General features: G+C 66.7%; 20 protein-coding genes. 7 read left to right on the forward strand and 13 right to left on the reverse strand.

Translation table 11 applies throughout. The annotated features are described in order from the left end of the window. Positions 1–20: 20 nt before the first annotated feature. The 5 genes from ACETII_RS07895 to ACETII_RS07915 all read right to left on the reverse strand — a co-directional run bounded on the left by ACETII_RS07895 (position 21) and on the right by ACETII_RS07915 (position 6,092). Positions 21–1,832, reverse strand: a complete 1,812-nt coding sequence (locus ACETII_RS07895) for a hypothetical protein (RefSeq protein ID WP_472787688.1) — start codon at positions 1,830–1,832, stop codon at positions 21–23. Positions 1,833–1,848: 16 nt separating this feature from the next. Further along, on the reverse strand, positions 1,849–3,402 hold the full coding sequence (locus tag ACETII_RS07900) for a hypothetical protein (protein ID WP_472787689.1): 1,554 nt from the start codon (positions 3,400–3,402) through the stop codon (positions 1,849–1,851). 43 nt (positions 3,403–3,445) lie between these two features. Continuing rightward, on the reverse strand, positions 3,446–3,895 hold the full coding sequence (locus ACETII_RS07905) for a GtrA family protein (RefSeq protein ID WP_472787690.1): 450 nt from the start codon (positions 3,893–3,895) through the stop codon (positions 3,446–3,448). Positions 3,896–3,897: 2 nt separating this feature from the next. Further along, complete coding sequence (locus ACETII_RS07910; RefSeq protein WP_472787691.1) at positions 3,898–5,391, reverse strand: NAD(P)/FAD-dependent oxidoreductase; 1,494 nt, start codon at positions 5,389–5,391, stop codon at positions 3,898–3,900. A gap of 122 nt (positions 5,392–5,513) precedes the next feature. Beyond that, positions 5,514–6,092: a L,D-transpeptidase gene (locus ACETII_RS07915; protein ID WP_472787692.1), complete on the reverse strand. Its 579-nt coding sequence runs from the start codon at positions 6,090–6,092 to the stop codon at positions 5,514–5,516. A 143-nt stretch (positions 6,093–6,235) separates the two neighbouring features. Between ACETII_RS07915 and mepA the strand changes: the two genes are divergently transcribed. Then, entirely contained in the window at positions 6,236–7,147 is a 912-nt protein-coding gene (gene mepA, locus ACETII_RS07920; RefSeq protein ID WP_363350369.1) for a penicillin-insensitive murein endopeptidase, read from the forward strand. 7 nt (positions 7,148–7,154) lie between these two features. Here the strand turns inward: mepA and msrA are convergent, their stop codons facing one another. Both msrA and ACETII_RS07930 read right to left on the reverse strand, forming a co-directional pair. Continuing rightward, positions 7,155–7,805 (reverse strand): peptide-methionine (S)-S-oxide reductase MsrA, encoded by a 651-nt coding sequence (msrA, locus tag ACETII_RS07925; protein ID WP_363350370.1) that lies wholly within the window; start codon positions 7,803–7,805, stop codon positions 7,155–7,157. A 22-nt stretch (positions 7,806–7,827) separates the two neighbouring features. Beyond that, complete coding sequence (locus tag ACETII_RS07930) at positions 7,828–8,145, reverse strand: hypothetical protein (protein WP_363350371.1); 318 nt, start codon at positions 8,143–8,145, stop codon at positions 7,828–7,830. Between the two features lie 200 nt (positions 8,146–8,345). Here ACETII_RS07930 and ACETII_RS07935 point away from each other — a divergent pair, with 200 nt between their 5' ends. The 3 genes from ACETII_RS07935 to ACETII_RS07945 are packed head-to-tail and all read left to right on the forward strand — an operon-like array spanning position 8,346 to position 10,476. After that, on the forward strand, positions 8,346–9,797 hold the full coding sequence (locus ACETII_RS07935) for a M23 family metallopeptidase (RefSeq protein ID WP_472787693.1): 1,452 nt from the start codon (positions 8,346–8,348) through the stop codon (positions 9,795–9,797). 44 nt (positions 9,798–9,841) lie between these two features. Further along, on the forward strand, positions 9,842–10,081 hold the full coding sequence (locus tag ACETII_RS07940) for an antitoxin (RefSeq protein WP_363350373.1): 240 nt from the start codon (positions 9,842–9,844) through the stop codon (positions 10,079–10,081). Further along, positions 10,081–10,476: a PIN domain-containing protein gene (locus ACETII_RS07945; protein ID WP_472787694.1), complete on the forward strand. Its 396-nt coding sequence runs from the start codon at positions 10,081–10,083 to the stop codon at positions 10,474–10,476. The genes ACETII_RS07940 and ACETII_RS07945 overlap by 1 nt, the downstream gene beginning before the upstream one ends. Before the next feature lie 9 nt (positions 10,477–10,485). Here ACETII_RS07945 and prfB read toward each other — a convergent pair. The 4 genes from prfB to ACETII_RS07965 form a co-directional block, all read right to left on the reverse strand. After that, a protein-coding gene (prfB, locus tag ACETII_RS07950) for a peptide chain release factor 2 (RefSeq protein ID WP_363350376.1) occupies positions 10,486–11,617 on the reverse strand; the annotation gives its coding sequence in 2 pieces (ribosomal slippage) (positions 10,486–11,547 and positions 11,549–11,617; 1,131 coding nt in all). A 157-nt stretch (positions 11,618–11,774) separates the two neighbouring features. Then, entirely contained in the window at positions 11,775–12,065 is a 291-nt protein-coding gene (locus ACETII_RS07955) for a hypothetical protein (RefSeq protein ID WP_363350377.1), read from the reverse strand. A 15-nt stretch (positions 12,066–12,080) separates the two neighbouring features. Next, the gene (gene cobS / locus ACETII_RS07960; protein ID WP_472788137.1) at positions 12,081–13,079 is read right to left on the reverse strand and encodes a cobaltochelatase subunit CobS; all 999 of its coding nucleotides are present in this window, start codon (positions 13,077–13,079) and stop codon (positions 12,081–12,083) included. Positions 13,080–13,125: 46 nt separating this feature from the next. Next, positions 13,126–13,722, reverse strand: coding sequence for a J domain-containing protein (locus tag ACETII_RS07965; RefSeq protein WP_363350380.1), 597 nt, complete (start codon positions 13,720–13,722; stop codon positions 13,126–13,128). Positions 13,723–13,847: 125 nt separating this feature from the next. On the opposite strand from ACETII_RS07965, the gene ACETII_RS07970 reads away from it, so the two are divergent. Beyond that, complete coding sequence (locus ACETII_RS07970; protein ID WP_472787695.1) at positions 13,848–14,159, forward strand: BolA family protein; 312 nt, start codon at positions 13,848–13,850, stop codon at positions 14,157–14,159. A gap of 13 nt (positions 14,160–14,172) precedes the next feature. Here the strand turns inward: ACETII_RS07970 and ACETII_RS07975 are convergent, their stop codons facing one another. Beyond that, positions 14,173–14,409 (reverse strand): hypothetical protein, encoded by a 237-nt coding sequence (locus tag ACETII_RS07975; RefSeq protein WP_472787696.1) that lies wholly within the window; start codon positions 14,407–14,409, stop codon positions 14,173–14,175. A gap of 20 nt (positions 14,410–14,429) precedes the next feature. Continuing rightward, the gene (locus tag ACETII_RS07980) at positions 14,430–14,726 is read right to left on the reverse strand and encodes a DUF6156 family protein (protein WP_472787697.1); all 297 of its coding nucleotides are present in this window, start codon (positions 14,724–14,726) and stop codon (positions 14,430–14,432) included. A 152-nt stretch (positions 14,727–14,878) separates the two neighbouring features. On the opposite strand from ACETII_RS07980, the gene ACETII_RS07985 reads away from it, so the two are divergent. Together ACETII_RS07985 and ACETII_RS07990 are read left to right on the forward strand one after the other, a co-directional pair. Further along, the gene (locus ACETII_RS07985) at positions 14,879–15,343 is read left to right on the forward strand and encodes a hypothetical protein (RefSeq protein ID WP_472787698.1); all 465 of its coding nucleotides are present in this window, start codon (positions 14,879–14,881) and stop codon (positions 15,341–15,343) included. A gap of 84 nt (positions 15,344–15,427) precedes the next feature. After that, entirely contained in the window at positions 15,428–16,579 is a 1,152-nt protein-coding gene (locus tag ACETII_RS07990; RefSeq protein ID WP_472787699.1) for a phosphoserine transaminase, read from the forward strand. The last annotated feature ends 8 nt before the right edge of the window (positions 16,580–16,587 follow it).

Consider the following 16,587-nt stretch of genomic DNA (forward strand, 5'->3'; position numbering starts at 1 on the left):
TGACCGGAAAGTCGCCGTCTCTATTCCACGGGTCTGAGGGCGAAAACAAGGAGCGGCGCGCCCTCCGGTGAAAGTCGCTCCAGCCAGGGGGGAGCCTCGCCGCGCCCGAGCATGGCGGCAAGCCCCGCGGGCGCGGCCGTCGCGAGCGGCGAGGGCTCGCCCGTCGCCGCGCACCACACGACGAGCCCCGCCCCCGCCCTGCGCGCGAGCCCCTCGGCCTTCTGCGGCGGGGCGAGGAAAATATCCGCGGCGATCCGGTTGCCGTGGTTGTTGCGGTGATAGGGCGCGGCGAAAACGCTGTGCGCCGTATGCGCGAGGACATGGCTGCCGAGGCTGAACGACGCAAGCACGCGGGACGGCGGCAATGTGGCGAGAAAGTCGAAGGCGTGCGGCTTCAGGCAGGCGCGCTCGCCCCCCGGCCCGGCCGCCTCGCTCGAGGACAGGGCGAGGGCGAGGCCAATGGGGGAGACGAGGGCGCAGACGACGCCGATGAGCGCGGCGCGCAGGGCGGACGCGACCTCCAAGGGCGCAAGGACGCGGACGATCGCCGCGGCCAGCGGCGCCATGGCCAGCGGGGTCGCCGAGGAGAAAACGCGTATCTGCCACATCCCGGCGGCGAGGCCGACGCCGATGGCGCAGGCGACGAGGAGCCAGCGCCGGCGCGCCAGCCCGCGGGCGAACCCGGCAAAGGCGAGGGCGCAGCAAAGCCCCAGGGCGACCGGCAGGGCGACGGCGACAGCGGCGCCCGGGCTCTTTGCGAAGATGGAGGAGAGCGACAGCGCCTCGGTCACATGGGCGAGCCAAAGCTGCCGCAGCAAAGGGTCGAGGCCGCCGAGCGGATCGCCCAGACAGTGCGGCGCGACGAGGAGCGGTCCGGCGAGACTGGCCGCGCCCGCGACGAGGAGGACGCCCGCGCGGGCGCGGGCGGTCGCGAGCTGCGGCGCGAGCGCCGCCAGGACGAGGAGGGCGAGGCCGCCGGCGAGGATCGCCGCGAGATGCACGATCGAAAACGCGTCGCAGGCCGGCTGCAGATAGGCGGCGCGCGGGACGGTCGCGACGTAAAGCGCCGGGAAGGCGACGAGCGCGCCGGCGGCGAAGCAAAGGAGCTGGGCGCGCGCCGCCGCGCCGTCGCGGACGAACAGCAGCGCCGGCGCAGACGCCATCACAATGAAAAAGGGCAAGTTCTCCAGGCTGATCGCCAGGGACAGCGCCATCAATGCGGCGCAGACGGCGAGGCGCGGCGCCTGGCGCGGGTCGAGGCCCTGCAGCAGGAAACACAGCGCCGCCAGGAGCGTCACGATCTGGGGCGCGTGATGGTCGATACGGCCGGGCGCAAACTGGAGGAACATGGGGCCGGAGAGCGCCGTGAGCCAGATCGCCGCATGACGCGTCGCCGCGCCTGACAGGAGCGCGGCGAGCCAGCCCGCAAGCGCGAGAAGCGCGGCGAGAAGCGCGAAGGGAAAAACGAGGCGCGTCGCGCGCTCGGCGAATTCGGGGGAGAGGAAGGCGCGGAAAGCGAGAGTCAAACCGGCGAGCGGAACGTCGACGACGCGCGACCAGTGCGTGATCTTGCCCGCTGGCGGGTCGAGCCGATAGGCGGTGAGATCGAACCAGCCCTGGCCCGCGAGAAAGTCGCGCAGCTGAACGGCGCGCATGGCGTCGTCGGAGTCGAAAAACGCGCCGGCGTCCCAGACCGCCTCGATCTGTGGAAAGACGAGCAGCGCCGCGCAGGAAAGCAGGGCTGCAATCATAAGGACGGAGAGGGAGCGGTCCCCGCCAGATGACGCGCGGGCGGATTCGCTCGGATTGCCGGTCGGCGCGGATGCAAGCATGATCGACCTTCTTCGCCTATTTCCCCTCCATGAGCGCAAAGCCCGGCCAACATTGGCGCTGCTCGATCTCCAACCGGCGCCCCTGCGTGCTGACGAGCCAGGCCGGCGCTTTCTCGACATGCGCGAGATAATTGGAGGGCAGCGGATAGGAAAGAATTTTGCCGGTCGCCGTCAGCAGATTGCAGTCGTTGATTTCATACGGCGGATCGGAAAGCGCGCGCCTGATTTCCATCGTGGCGGTCATCGCGGACGCCATCACGATCGCCAGCGTCGCGAACGCATAGGCGCGGCGACCGTCGATCAGGCGCGGCGCCACCTCCGCAAAGATGACCCCGAGTAGGAACATCGGCGTCAAAATCCCACGCATCGCCATCTCATTGTCGAGCGACGTCGCGCCGAACCGATAGAGAGGAAAAAGAACGAGGATGACGCCAACGGCGAAAAAGGTCGGTTTGAGCCGATCGGGGATTTCCTTTCGCGCCAGCAGCAACAGCCATAACTGAGGAAGGCCGAAGACAAGCGCCAGCGGATACCAGAGGAAGAAGCTCTGTTTCTCGAAAAGCCAGCCCCGATTGAGCGTCGCCGCGTCGAGAGAGAAATAGGCGAGAATCGGCAGCATGAAAGCGCCCCCCAGCGCCGCGACCGCCGTGCGTGGTCGCAAGAGCGCCGGCGTGAGACTTTTCCAGCCGGCGGCCAGAAGCAGGGGCGCCGCGCCGATCAACGGAAGCGGCGACCAGAACAAAAGGATGATCGAACTGACCGCCAAGATTGCAATGTCGATTTCCCGTCGCGTGCGGAGGAGGCATAGAGTCCCGATCATCCAGCCGGAGAAAGCGTGGTTGGGGGCCCAAAAGAGTTGAGGCAGCTGCGCCCAAAACGAAGCCAACGGGTTCCAGAACATGAAGTGCGGTTGAACGACCTCACCCTTCAACAGACATTGGACCAGCTGCGGGACGGCGTCCATCGGACCGGACATGAGGACGAGCGCCAGGAAGCGGAGCTTGAATCCACTGGTGAGAGAGGCGACCAGATAAAAAATCGAGCCGAACAGGAACGCATTCTGCAAGAGCAGGGCGAGATGCGCGGTCTTGAGCCCATAGGCCCAGCCGATCGCCGCCGGCGCCATATACATTCCCAGCGGCGCGCGCAAGACGAAGTCCACGCCCTGATAGCGATAAAGCACCGGGAACTTGTTGTCGACGAGATCGGCCAACACCGCGTCGCGCGTGTACCAATCCCAGGTCGCATAGAAAAGATGGTCTTCGCCGCCCAGCAGGCAAAGCGCAATGCTTATCGCCAGACAGCCTGCGTAAAGCCGGAAATCGAGCGGCGCGGAAAGGCCTTCGCCGGGCGCCCAACCCCAGAGGATCAGGGCGGCGATGAGAGCCCCGCCCGTCAGCAGGCTCGCGGCGGCGAGTGGTTGCAGGAAAATCGCGAAGATGGCGATCGGCGCCAAGGCGCAAAGAAGGGTCGCCTTGACGAGGCCGGCGTTGCTCACGCGTAGCCGCCGCAGCGTCGCCGGGCGCTCGAGGTCCGGCCAGGGACGTTCACGTGAGACAATATCGCTCATCGCAAGCTCTCATCGAAAAGGGTCGCGTCCCAGTCGAAGCGTTTCAAGGCGCAGCCTTGAACAGCAGGCTGCGGCGCGAGACGAAGTTGAACAGGAACACCACGCCGGCCGTCGCCGCCTTCGCGATCGTCAGCGGGAAGGCGAGGCGCGCCACGAAAAGATGCATGAGGCCCTCTGTCAGCAGCAGGCCGACGACGCCGGTCGTGAGGAAGCCGACGACTTCGACGTGCGGCGCGCGCCGGCGCCTTCCCTCGAAGACGTAGCGGACACTGAGCGAATAGATCAGCGCGAGTCCGGCGAGAAAGCCAGCCGCGGCGGCGTGCAGATAATCGACGCCGAAGCTTTTCGTCAGGATCATGAGGACGCCGTAGTCGAGCGCGAGCGCCCCCAGGCTCGCCGCCCCGTAACGAAACATGTCGCGCAGGAACCGCAGGAGTCGCGCCGGCGCGAAGCGTGCGGCAAGCGCCAATTGGGCGTCGGCGAAAAGCGACATGGTCACGCCACCCTGCGCGGAACCAGGCGCTCGCTCGACAGCGCTTCCTCCGCCCCCGAGACGCCGGCCTCGGAATATTCGGCGTCCTCGTTGACCTGCCAGACGTCGAAAAGCTCTTCGTCGCGGACGACGTTGAGCGCGGCGAGCATGCCGGTCATCATCGCGTGGTCCTGATTATTGTATTTGTGCATCCCATTGCGCCCGATCGGATGCAGCGTGGGAAAGCGCGTCGCGATCTCGCGGCGAATGGCCTCGACGTTTTGCGCGTAAGCCTCGTCATAGACGGGATAGGCCTTCGCCTGGCGCACGACGCAGGCGTCGGTCACGTCGTCGGGCGCCATCAAGCCGATCTGCCCGATCTCGCGCTTGGCTAGGTCAATCAGGTCTTCGTCGCGCGCCGACCAGAGGCCGTCGCCCTCGAAGCAAAAATATTCGAGGCCGAGGCAGGTGGAGACCCCGTCGGGGATCATCTCCGGCGACCAGCTGCGAAAATTCTGCACGCGCCCAACCTTCACCGAAGGATCGTGAATGTAGATCCAGTTGTCGGGCAACTCCTGCTGCGGCCGGCCGATCAGCACCACAGTGAGAAAGTCGCGATAGGCGAGCGCGCGCGCGTTGAAGAGGCTCAAGGGCGTCGGGGTGATCGCGTTCACGAGATCGCGCAGCGGCGCCGAAGACATCACGTGGCGGGCGTGGAAAACCTCGACCGCGCCACTGCTGTCCGTCGCGCTCACCGTCCAGAGCTTCGCGCTCTCGTCATAGGCGAGCGACTCGACGCGGCGCCCCATCAACAGCCGGCCGCCCATGTCCTGCATCTTGCGGGCGCAGGCGTCCCACATCATGCCGGGACCGCGGCGCGGATAGCGGAAGGATTCGATCAGGGTCTTCGCGCCTGGCTCCCCGCCCCGGCGCAGGCCGAGCGAGCGGCGCAGGCCGTCGGCGATCGCCGCGCCGAGCGAGAGGCCCTTGATGCGCTGCGCCGCCCAATCGGCGGAAATCTCGTCGCAGCCCATGCCCCACACTTTTTCCGTGTAGGTCTTGAAGAAAATGCCGAAGAGCCGCTCGCCGAACTGATTGCGCACCCACGCGTGGAAAGTGCGCGGCGATTTGACGGGAAAGGCTTTCGCATAGGCGAAGGAGGCCATGCAGAGGGCGCTCTCGACGAGGCCGAGATTTTTGAGCGCCTCGAAGGCTTTCAGCGGATAGGCGTAAAACTTGCCCCGGTAGTAGATGCGCGAGAGACGCGGCCTTTCGAGAAAATCATCCGGCAGGATTTCGTTCCAGAGATCGACGATCTCCTTCGACTTCGAAAAGAAGCGATGGCCGCCGATGTCGAACAGAAAGCCCTTGTAGCTCGCCGTGCGGGAGATGCCGCCGACATAGACCGGGTCCTGCTCCAGCACGAGCGCGCCGCGCCCCTGCTTCGCCAAAGTGTAGGCCGCGGTGAGGCCCGCCGGGCCCGCGCCGATGATGATCGTCTCGATGATGTCGCCCATGCTGGCCCTGAGGGCCTCGCGAATGACGCGAAGGCCGCTGTTCCCCGCGGAGCCACAATGGCTACGCTCCAGCCTTACTCTGGGCAGTCAAGGTTAAGACAAGCTTACGCTTCGGGCCGCTTTCAGTAGAACGGCAGCATGGGATGCGCCTGCCAGCCGCGCACGGTCCCGCGCGGGAGATGGCGAAGCGGCGCATAGGCGAGGGCATGGCCATGGCCGTGACGCAGGCTGGCGTAGCGGGCGGCGTTGGGACGCTGCGTCTTGGCGTAGCGGGTGGCGCGCGCCGGCGGCGCGCCGGTGATCGAAATGCTGCCGCCCTCGGCCTGCACGATCTCATAGAGGCGCTTCGCGTTCCCCGGCGAAAGGCGGACGCAGCCATGCGACGCCGGCCGGCCGAGAGCGCCCGTGGCATAGGTGCCGTGAATGGCGTAGCCGCCTCGGAAAAAGATCGAGTAAGGCATTGGCGACATGTGGTATTTTCGTGAATAAGGCATGAGCTGCATGCCGGTCGGGGCATAGGAGCCGCGCGGCGTGTAATAGCCGGCGCGGGCGGTCGAGACCGGCCAGACATAGCTGCCCGCGCCGGACTCGACGCGCATGGTCTGGGTCGAAAGATCGATGTGAATATTGGCGGTGGCGTGGGCGACGCCGAGCGAGGCGAAGAGCGCGGCCAGCACGAAAAAGACAAGTTTGAAACGCATGAGAGACGCTCCGACACAATACTTATTGCCGAGATTGTGGCGCCCCCGCGCGCAGCCGGCAATATAAATGAAACGTTAGGGTTGACGCTGGACGATGGCGTCGCCTGCGGACGTCTAGCAACAGGCTCAACGGCACGATCACCATGCGCGCATCGACACTCGCGATCTTTCTAGCGGCGATGGGGATTTTCGCCGCTGCGGCGCTCGCCCAGGAAAAAGGCACGCTCGATCCCAAGCCTTTGCCGCCGCTCGCGCATCCCTCCGACCCCGGGACGCCGGCCAAGGAGCTGTTCGGACGCGCGCAGGACGGCGCGCCGCTCGACCCCAATCCCATCGGCTTCTATTCGCGCGGCTGTCTCGCGGGCGGCGAGCAGCTGCCGTTCAACGGACCGCACTGGCAGGTCATGCGCTTGTCGCGCAACCGCAACTGGGGCCATCCGGTCCTTGTCAATTTTCTCGAGCGTTTCTCGGCCAAGGCGGCGCAGGCCTCCGGCTGGCCGGGTCTCCTGATCGGCGACATGTCGCAGCCGCGCGGCGGCCCCATGCTCACGGGCCACGCCTCGCATCAGATCGGGCTGGACGCGGACATCTGGCTCACGCCCATGCCGCAACGCGAGCTGACGCGCGCCGAGCGCGAGGAAATGTCGGCGACGGACGTCGTGCGCGAGGACCTGCTCGACATCCGGCCGGACGTGTGGAGCGAAGGGCATTTCGCCGTGATCCGCGCCGCCGCCCTGGAGCCCAGGGTGCAGCGGATCTTCGTCAATCCGGCGATCAAGCGGGCCTTGTGCCGCGCCGCCGAGGGCGAATCCTGGATGCGCAAGGTGCGACCCATGTGGGGGCACAATTACCATTTCCACGTGCGACTGTTTTGCCCCGACGGGTCGAGCTGCAAGGACCAGGACGCGACGCCCACCGGCGACGGCTGCGACCAGTCGCTCGCCTGGTGGTTCACCGACGAGGCGTTGCACCCCAAGAAGTCGGGCAAGTCCTGGCCGCCGATGACCATGGCCGCGCTGCCGGACGCCTGTCGGGCGGTGCTGAAGGCGCAGTGACCCCGCGTCAGGCTCCCCCGGCTCCGACCGGGCAGGACACGCCGGTGCCGCCGAGCCCGCAATAGCCGCCGGGATTTTTGGCGAGATATTGCTGATGGTAGGCTTCGGCGTAATAGAAGGGCGGCGCCTGTTTGATCTCGGTTGTGATCGCGCCGTAGCCGGCCCCCGTCAATACGCGTTGGTACTCCGCCCGTGAGGCCTCGGCGGCCGCCAGCTGCTCGGGGTTCGAGACGTAAATCGCCGAGCGGTATTGCGTCCCGACGTCATTGCCCTGCCGCATCCCCTGGGTCGGATCGTGACTTTCCCAAAAAAGCTTCAGAAGCTGCTCGAACGAGATCGCCGTTGGGAAATAGACGACGCGCACGACCTCGGCGTGACCGGTGCGTCCGGAACAGACGTCCTCATAGGTGGGGTTTTTCGTCGTCCCGCCGGCATAGCCGACCGCCGTGACGTAGACGGCCTCCCCCGCCTGCCAGAATTTGCGCTCGGCCCCCCAGAAGCAGCCCAGGCCGAACAACGCCTCCTGCGTCCCGACCGGAAACGGCGGGTCGAGCGGATGGCCGTTCACAAAATGCCGGGCGCCATGTGGAACAGGCGTCTCGCGGTCCGGCAGGGGAGCGAGTCGGCGGGCGAGGTCGAGCTTGTCGAAAAGAGCCATGCCCGAAGAGATAAGCGCGGTTTCAGCGGCGCCAATAGCGATTGGCGGCTTCCTGCTTGTGGCTGAAGACAATGAGCAGCGCGCCGACGCCGCCGAGGGTGACGCTGACCGGCAGCAGCATCGCCGTCGACATGACCGAATCCCACAGGAAAGCGGATTTCCCGGCGAGACTCGTTTCGACCGAGCGATAAAGCGCGGGCACGGCCTCGGCGAGCCCCTTGCGCAGCGTGGTGACCAGCAACTGGCCGCCGGCGATCGAGCGGGTGCCGTCGACGATGAGGGCGATGAACCCCCCCGCCAGCAGCAGCAGACCGAGAAAACGGGTCAGAAGGCGCAGCATATCTTCAAAACCATTGGCTCCAGAAACCATAAGCGCCAGGGCCGCGACTGTCTACGCCTTGCACACGCCTTGAGCAGAAGCTCGGCTTTTTGTCGAAGCATTAACCCTAATGGTTTTCTTATTGCGCTTGGAGTGAGGGGCGATCGAGCGGCGCGAACGTCCCGTCGGACTGAGGGAGCCAGGGCTCCGCGGGTAGGATCATGGGTTATCGCGAGCAGCACCGTTTCGTCGACGCGTCGGGCGACATTATTCTCGAAGTCTCGCGCGGCCATCGCCGCCGCCGCTATCGTCTCTCGCCGGGGCTCTGCGCCGCCGGCGGCGGACTCGTCCTTCTGTTCGCCGCGGCGGTGCTCGGCGCCGCCGGCTATCTGATGTTTCACGACAGGCTTCTCGCCGGCCTGATCGAGCGTCAGACGCGCATGCAATATGCTTACGAAGACCGCATCGCCGCGTTGCGCCTGCGCCTCGATCAGCTGGCGAGCCGGCAAATCATCGATCAGGACGGAGTCGAGGGGAAGGTGCAGAGCCTCGTCCTGCGTCAGGCGCAGCTCGAAACGCGCGCCGCCGTTGTCGCGCGCCTCGTCGAGGGCGCCCTCGCCCGAGACGCGGGCGTGACCATGATCGCCCCGACCGGTCGCGCCGAGGGGCGCGCGGCCAAAGGGCCGGCCGCCCTCGCGGGGACCGTAGACGCCGGTCCCCATGCCGTGCAGGCGCCGGCGAAAGCCGCCGAGCCGGCCAAGCCAGAGCCGGAGGGGCTCGAACTGAGGCTTGGCGACGAGCCGAAGCCGGTTCCGCTGCCGCCCCCGCCGGCGACGCCGAAGCGCGAGCGCGTCACGCCCGTCGACGTGTCGTTCGCCGCGCCGGACGCGTCTATGGCCGAGGCGCGCGATCCCGGCGCGCCGTTGCCTGTGCGGCTGGAACGCCTCGCCTTGTCGCTCGACCGCGTCGAGCGCGAACAGACGCGCCGGCTGTCCGGCATTCTGCGGCCGGCGATGGAAGAGGCCTCACGGCTGCGCGAAGCCTTCGACATGGCCGGCGTCCCGGTGGAGCGGCTGATCGGCGGGACGGGCGCGCGGGACGGCGGCAAGCCGCGGCGCAGGGAAGCGACCGCCGTTGGCGGCCCCTTCGTCGCCGCACCCGCAGCGGAGGCCGACGGGCTGTTCGAACGCCATCTCGCCGCCGCCCAAACGGCCGTCGCGACGCTCGACGGATTGCGCCGCGCGCTTCCCCTCGCCCCGCTGCGCAAGCCGCTCGCCGGCCCGTTGCAGCTCACCTCCGCCTTCGGCTATCGCACCGACCCTTTCTTCGGGAGGCTCGCGCTGCACAGCGGGGTCGATCTGCGCGAGGAGGAAGGCGCGCAGGTCAGAGCCACGGCCGCGGGCGTCGTCACGGTCGCCGGGCCGCAGGGGGGCTATGGCAATCTGGTCGAGATCGACCATGGCGGCGGCATGTCGACCCGCTACGGCCATCTCTCGGTCATCAGCGTCACGCCCGGCCAGCAGGTGTCGCCCGGCGCCGGCGTCGGCAGGGTGGGCTCGACCGGGCGCTCCACCGGGCCGCATCTGCACTATGAGGTGCGCCTGGACGGCGAGGCGGTGGATCCGGCGCGCTTCCTGAGAGCCGCCTCGGCGCTCGGCGGCGTTCTTCAGTAGATACGAGTATTGACAAGCCAAGCGGCGGGTGGGACTCTCCCGCCATGGCGACGACAAAGGTCTTTCGATCCGGCAACAGTCTCGCGGTGCGCCTGCCGCGGGACATCGCGCCGCCCGAGGGCGCCGAGGTCGTGGTGACGCGCCAGGGCGAGAGCCTTCTCGTCTCCCCTGCCCGCCTCGACATGTCGACGCTGGTCGCGCGGCTGGGACGCGGGCCCGCGCCGGGACCGCTGGACCGGCCGGCGTTCAAGCCGCCGAAGCGGAACTGGCCGGAGGCCGACTGATGGCGCGCTACCTGCTCGACGCCACGACGCTCTTCGCGGCGGCGAGCGGCGAGGCGGCGACGCTGGCGCGGCTCGCGCGGCTTCCGATCGGCGAGGTGGCGATCCCCGCCCTCGTCTACGCCGAGTTGCTCGGCGCCGCGGCGGCGGCCGGCAAAAATGCGCGTCTTGCGGAAAATCTCGACCTGATCGCCCAGAACCTCGACATCTTGCCGTTCGATCGCAGGGCGGCGGAGGCCTATGGCGCGCTGCTGCGGGAGATCGAGCCCAAACGGCGGCGCATGCTCGACCGCCTGACCGCCGCGCAAGCCATCGCCGAGGACCGCACGCTCGCGACCCTCGCGCCGGAGGATTTCGCCGATCTTCCCGGCCTCTCGCTCGAAAGCTGGACGTCCTGACGGGAGCCCTTACTCCACGTCTTCGACCGACTCCGGGCCGCCGCCGTAGATGCGCTGGGCGAGCGAGGCCTGCATGAAGTCGTCGAGATCGCCGTCGAGCACCTCCGCGGGCGTGCCGGACGTCACGCCGGTGCGCAGATCCTTCACCAGCTGATAGGGCTGCAGCACATAGGAGCGGATCTGGTGGCCCCAGCCGATGTCGGTCTTGCTGGCGGCGACCTTGTTGGCCTCCGCCTCGCGCTTTTCGATCTCCAGCTCGTAGAGCCGCGCGCGCAGCATGTTCCAGGCCGTGGCGCGGTTCTTGTGCTGCGAACGCTCGGCCTGACAGGCGACGACAATGCCGGTCGGGAGATGCGTGATGCGGATCGCCGAGTCCGTCGTATTGACGTGCTGACCGCCCGCGCCAGACGATCTATACGTGTCTATACGGCAATCGGATTCATTGACGTTGATTTCGATGCGATCGTCGACCACCGGAAAGACCCAGACCGACGCAAAGCTCGTATGCCGCCTGGCGTTTGAGTCGAACGGCGAGATGCGCACGAGCCGGTGCACGCCCGATTCGGTCTTCGCCCAGCCATGGGCGTTGTGGCCCTTGACCAGCAGCGTGCCCGACTTGATGCCAGCCTCTTCGCCCGCCGTCTCCTCGATCACCTCGACCTTGAATTTCTTGCGCTCGGCCCAGCGGGCGTACATGCGAAACAGCATGCGCGCCCAGTCCTGGCTTTCGGTGCCGCCGGCGCCGGAGTGGATTTCGATGAAGGTGTCGTTCCCGTCGGCCTCGCCCGAGAACAGCGCCTCGACCTGGCGAAGCTGCGCCTCCTTGAGCACGGCCTTGAGGGCGTCGACGCCCTCCTTTTCGGTGGCGGCGTCGCCCGCCTCCTCGCCCAGTTCGACGAGGGTGAGCGCGTCCTCGAGATCGCGCGTGAGCTTGTCGAGCGCCCCCATCTGCTCCTCGAGCTGGGTGCGTTCGCGCATCAGCTTTTGCGCTTCTTCGGGATCGTTCCAGAAATTCGGGTCTTCGGCCTTGACGTTCAGTTCGGCGAGACGGCGGGTTGCGGTCTCGACGTCAAAGATGCCTCCTCAGCAGTCCCATGGACTGCTCGATCTGTTCTTTGAGCGCAAGCGGCTCGGCGCGCATGGGACTTGTTCTTTCAATTGAAACCGGAAGCGGGCGCCCCCGTTGAAGTGCGCGGAAATTAGGCTGCGCGCGGCGCTCTGTAAAGCGCAGGGTCCGACCTTATGCGTCGGAAACCCCGACTTTCTGCTCCAGCCGCCGCACGCGGCCTTCGAGATCGCTAAATCAGCGCGCCGTGGCCGAGCACGGCCGAGCGATATTCCACCACCGCGCGCCGCAACCCGGCGACCTGTTCGCGCGTCGCCTTGTGCTCCGCCTCGTTCTTCGCCTGCATGGCCAGAAGGTCCGAGGCGACGTCGGCGCGCAGCGAATGCATGTCGCTTTTCATCTCGTCGCGCAGAGCGTTCATCTCGCTTCTGAGTTGCGCGTGCGAATCGGCGATTTCCGCGCGCATCACGCGCAGTTGCTGCAGCACGAGGTTTTCTGGTCCGTCCGCCATGCCCTGCAGCATATAGACAAGGCTCCGCTATGTCATCACCACATTCACCGCGCTCTCCGGCAACTCCTTGCCGAAGCAGCGCTGGTAGAATTCCGCCACCAGCGGCCGCTCCAGCTCGTCGCATTTGTTGAGGAAGGTGAGGCGGAAGGCGAAGCCGACGTCGTTGAAGATTTCCGCGTTCTCGGCCCAGGTGATGACCGTGCGCGGGCTCATGACGGTGGAGAGGTCTCCGGCCATGAAGGCGTTGCGGGTCAGATCGGCGACGCGGACCATCTTGTTGGCCACGTCGCGCCCCTCCTTGGTGGCGCCATAGGACTTGACCTTCGAGGTAACGATGTTGGTCTCGGCGTCATGCGGCAGATAATTGAGCGTCGTCACGATCGACCAGCGGTCCATCTGCGCCTGATTAATCTGCTGCACGCCGTGATACAGGCCGGAGGTGTCGCCGAGGCCCACCGTATTGGCGGTGGCGAACAGGCGGAAGGCCGGATGCGGGCGGATGACCCGATTCTGGTCGAGCAACGTCAGACGCCCCGAGACTTCCAGCACGCGCTGAATCACGAACATCACGTCGGGCCGGCCGGCGTCATATTCGTCGAAGCAGAGGGCCACATTATGCTGCACGGCCCAGGGCAGGATGCCGTCGCGGAACTCCGTGACCTGCTTGCCGTCCTTGAGCACGATCGCATCCTTGCCGACGAGGTCGATGCGGGAGATGTGGCTGTCGAGGTTGACGCGCACGAACGGCCAGTTGAGCCGCGCGGCCACCTGCTCGATGTGCGTCGATTTGCCGGTGCCGTGATAGCCCGTCACCATGACGCGGCGGTTCTTGGCGAAGCCGGCGAGAATGGCGAGCGTCGTCTGCCGGTCGAAGAGATAATCCGGGTCGACGTCCGGGGCATGTTCGTTTCGCTCGGAGAAGGCCGGGACCACGAGATCCGTGTCGATCCCGAAAACCTGACGCGCCGAAACCTTGATGTCCGGCGTGCTCTCGAGCCCCGAGCCATTGACTGTATCGACCAAAATCTTCCTCCGTCTGGCGGCGCTCCGAGCGATCCGCGACGCCCGGACGCTACGCGAGTCGCGCGGCCCTCAGCGTCTTATAGGCATGAATGATTTCCCGCAATTTTTCCTCGCGGGAGCGGTCCCCGCCATTGGCGTCCGGGTGGAGCCTTTTGACCAGTTCCTTGTAACGCGCCCGGACGATCTCGGGGCCGGCGGCGTCGTCGAGGCCGAGCGCCGAAAAGGCGCGCATGGTCACCGGCGAATAGCGCGGCTCCCGCTTCTCCGGCGCGCGTCGGTGGTGGCGGGCGCGATACATGCCGAGCGGATCGCCCGTCGGCCCTCCGTCCTCGCGGAAGCCCGCCGCGCCGCGCCGCGTGCCCATCGTCCAGGTCGGGCGATGGCCTACGGTCGCGTCCTTCATGTAGCGGGCGACGTCCGCGTCGTTCATCCCGTTGAAATAATTGTAGTTCGAATTGTACTCGCGCACGTGGTCGAGGCAGAAGCAGAAATATTGCCCCTCGCGCAGCCGGCCCATGGGGGCGCGATAGGTTCCCTCGGCCGCACAGCCGGGCGAATCGCATTTGATGGTCGCCTCGCGCTTCTCCTCGCGGCGCGGCTCACGCTGCGTCCGGATGCGGTCGAAGAGGGGCGAATTGAGGTTCATTTCATTCCATTATGATGGCGACGGGCCCGGCCGCAAGCGCGGACCGCGCCAATTTTTAGGCCTGCGCCCGATCTTGCAAGAGAGGCGCCCGGGACTTAGCTGGGCCGGGAGACGAGGAAGCGACGATGACAGACAGGAGTAAGAGCGCGGTCAAGGGCCCGGTGGCGACAAGCATAGAGCAAAAACTCACCGAGGCGCTCGCGCCAATTTCACTCAAGGTGATCGACGAATCGCACCATCACGCGGGTCACGGACACCCCGGCGACAAGCGCCATGGCAATGAGAGCCACTTCCGCGTCGAGGTGGTGAGCGCGGCTTTCGAGGGCAAGAGTCGCGTGGACCGCCACCGAATGGTCAACGCCCTGCTCGCCCAGGAGCTGAAAGAGGGCCTGCACGCGCTGGCCGTCACCGCCAAGGCGCCCGGCGAGGCGCTCTGACGCGCCGGGCGGCCTACCCTAGAATCTCCACCTCCTCGCCCTTCTCCAGCCGTTCGATGATCGCCCGGCACGCGGGCGCGAGCCGTGCCTTGTTGCGGGACAGGCAGGCCTGCATCGGCGCGCCATAGCCGACGCCCTCGCAATAGGCCTTGCCGTCCGCGCCGCAGTCGCTGATCACCTTGCGGAGCGGCACGGCCGCGGCCGGCCCCGCCGCGAGCAGCGTGAGCAATATGGCGAGGGCAGGTTTCATGAGCAGCTCCCGAACCGCGATCAGCAGCGTATCGGGGCGCCGCGCGCGTCGCAATTGACATCGGTGACCTCGTCGCCCAGTTCGATGCGCGCGTGACTGAGCGTGCCATCGTCACGATAGGCGTAGACGTGGGAGAGCTCCACCTCGCCATAAACGAGTTTCTCGCAGGTCGCGACCCGGCCGTCGGCGTCATAGGTGGCGCGAAAATAGGTGTTTCGGTTTCCCAGTTCGTCGGGTCCCAGCGGCTCGACGAGCTTCAGCGGCATGCGCACGCCGCTGTAGGTCAAAAAATATTTGTAGTCCTTCGGCCCGGACATGGCGCTTCTCCCTTTTTCTTAGCCCGGCGCCAGAAGAAAAAATCGCGCCAGCGGCGGAGGCGGCACGGCGCTTGCGGAAAGCGGCCTCGGACGGCCCCAACTGGGCCTGATTTGTCGCAACCCCGACAAAACGAGCAGAAAAGGAGCCCGCAATGAGACTAGCCGAAGCCTACGCCAGCGCCACCGAGGAAGAGATCGCCGCGGCGCTTTCCGGCGGCAAGCTTGTCCTCTACTCCGTCGGTCGGCCGCCGTCGCCGGATCATCCGGTGACCCGCAGTTCGGTTCTCGCCGAATATGTGTTTGCGAGCCCCGCCTTCGACGCCGCCAAAGCCCCCTCTTTCGCGGAAAACCCGACCCCGGCGAAATCCGTCGGAACGCCCGGCTGGGCGCGCGCCTTTTCCGCCGACGGCGCCGTCGTCGCCGATTTCTCGGTTGGCGCCGGCGCGACGGACATCAAGCTCGACAGCATTTCGGCCACGCCGGGTTTTCCGCTCAAGGTCGTGTCGGTCGCGATCGCCCTGCCGGCGGAGACGGTGACATTCGAAAAAACGGAATTCGGCCATATCTTTTTGACCGGCCTGGAAAACCCCTACCGCAAGCTTTCAGTCCGCGGTTAAGTCGGAGGGCGCGCGCCGTCTTGACGGCGCCATGGCGAGAGCGTAGCGCGGGAGGGTTTTCCCGCTCCCGCGCGCGAGACAGACATGGCGACGCCCGAACCCGGCTCCCGGCCGGCCAATCCCAGCTTTTCCTCCGGCCCCTGCGCCAAGCGGCCGGGGTGGTCGCTCCAGGCCGTCGCGGGGGCGACGCTCGGCCGCTCGCATCGCTCCAAACCGGGCAAGGAAAAGCTCAGATCAGCGATCGAGCTCACGCGAGAGCTCTTGCGCGTTCCGCCCGATCATCGCATCGGCATCGTCCCCGCCTCCGACACCGGGGCGGTGGAAATGGCGCTGTGGTCGCTGCTCGGCCCCCGCGGCGTCGACGTCGTCGCCTGGGAGAGCTTCTCGAGCGGGTGGGCCGCCGACGTCGTCAAGCAGCTGCGGCTGCCGAACGCCCGCATTTTCACGGCGCCCTATGGCGACTTGCCGGACCTCTCGCAAATTGATTTCGACAATGACGTCGTTTTTGCCTGGAACGGCACGACTTCGGGGGTGCGCGTCCCCAACGCCGATTTCATCCCCGCCGACCGCAAGGGGCTGACGATCTGCGACGCGACGTCGGCGGCTTTCGCGCAGGATCTCGACTTTCCAAAGCTCGATGTCGCGACTTTCAGCTGGCAGAAGGTCATGGGCGGCGAGGCGGCGCATGGCGTGCTGATTCTCTCGCCGCGCGCCGTCGAGCGGCTGGAAAGCCATACCCCCGCCTGGCCCATGCCGAAAATCTTCAGGTTGACCAAGAACGGCCGGCTGATCGAGGGGATTTTCAGCGGCGAGACCATCAACACGCCCTCGCTCCTCGCCGTCGAGGATTATCTCGACGCGCTGAGGTGGGGCCTGTCGATCGGCGGTCTCGACGCGCTGCGGGCCCGCTGCGACGCCAACGCCGGCGTCGTCGACCAATGGGTCGCCCGTACGCCCTGGATCGACCACCTCGCCAAAGACCCGGCGACCCGCTCCAACACCAGCGTCTGCCTCGCCTTCTCGCCTTCGGCCGCCGCCGCGACGGAAGAAGAAAAGGCCGCGCTCGCCAAGCAAATGGTCGCGATGATCGAAAGAGAAGCGGCCGGCTATGATTTCGGCGCCTATCGCGACGCGCCGCCGGGCTTTCGCATCTGGTGCGGCGCGACTGTCGAGGCCGCCGATGTGGCGCTGCTGACGCAATGGCTCGACTGGGCCTATATGGAAGCGACCGGCTGAAGGAGCCA

The sequence above is a fragment of the Methylocystis sp. NC52PC genome (assembly GCF_055698645.1).

Bases quoted from the DNA above. Each gene is read 5' to 3' on its own strand.
- ACETII_RS07895 (WP_472787688.1), bottom strand. From the start codon at position 1,832: ATGCTTGCATCCGCGCCGACCGGCAATCCGAGCGAATCCGCCCGCGCG.
- ACETII_RS07900 (WP_472787689.1), bottom strand. From the start codon at position 3,402: ATGAGCGATATTGTCTCACGTGAACGTCCCTGGCCGGACCTCGAGCGC.
- ACETII_RS07905 (WP_472787690.1), bottom strand. From the start codon at position 3,895: ATGTCGCTTTTCGCCGACGCCCAATTGGCGCTTGCCGCACGCTTCGCG.
- ACETII_RS07910 (WP_472787691.1), bottom strand. From the start codon at position 5,391: ATGGGCGACATCATCGAGACGATCATCATCGGCGCGGGCCCGGCGGGC.
- ACETII_RS07915 (WP_472787692.1), bottom strand. From the start codon at position 6,092: ATGCGTTTCAAACTTGTCTTTTTCGTGCTGGCCGCGCTCTTCGCCTCG.
- mepA (WP_363350369.1), top strand. From the start codon at position 6,236: ATGCGCGCATCGACACTCGCGATCTTTCTAGCGGCGATGGGGATTTTC.
- msrA (WP_363350370.1), bottom strand. From the start codon at position 7,805: ATGGCTCTTTTCGACAAGCTCGACCTCGCCCGCCGACTCGCTCCCCTG.
- ACETII_RS07930 (WP_363350371.1), bottom strand. From the start codon at position 8,145: ATGCTGCGCCTTCTGACCCGTTTTCTCGGTCTGCTGCTGCTGGCGGGG.
- ACETII_RS07935 (WP_472787693.1), top strand. From the start codon at position 8,346: ATGGGTTATCGCGAGCAGCACCGTTTCGTCGACGCGTCGGGCGACATT.
- ACETII_RS07940 (WP_363350373.1), top strand. From the start codon at position 9,842: ATGGCGACGACAAAGGTCTTTCGATCCGGCAACAGTCTCGCGGTGCGC.
- ACETII_RS07945 (WP_472787694.1), top strand. From the start codon at position 10,081: ATGGCGCGCTACCTGCTCGACGCCACGACGCTCTTCGCGGCGGCGAGC.
- ACETII_RS07955 (WP_363350377.1), bottom strand. From the start codon at position 12,065: ATGCTGCAGGGCATGGCGGACGGACCAGAAAACCTCGTGCTGCAGCAA.
- ACETII_RS07965 (WP_363350380.1), bottom strand. From the start codon at position 13,722: ATGAACCTCAATTCGCCCCTCTTCGACCGCATCCGGACGCAGCGTGAG.
- ACETII_RS07970 (WP_472787695.1), top strand. From the start codon at position 13,848: ATGACAGACAGGAGTAAGAGCGCGGTCAAGGGCCCGGTGGCGACAAGC.
- ACETII_RS07975 (WP_472787696.1), bottom strand. From the start codon at position 14,409: ATGAAACCTGCCCTCGCCATATTGCTCACGCTGCTCGCGGCGGGGCCG.
- ACETII_RS07980 (WP_472787697.1), bottom strand. From the start codon at position 14,726: ATGTCCGGGCCGAAGGACTACAAATATTTTTTGACCTACAGCGGCGTG.
- ACETII_RS07985 (WP_472787698.1), top strand. From the start codon at position 14,879: ATGAGACTAGCCGAAGCCTACGCCAGCGCCACCGAGGAAGAGATCGCC.
- ACETII_RS07990 (WP_472787699.1), top strand. From the start codon at position 15,428: ATGGCGACGCCCGAACCCGGCTCCCGGCCGGCCAATCCCAGCTTTTCC.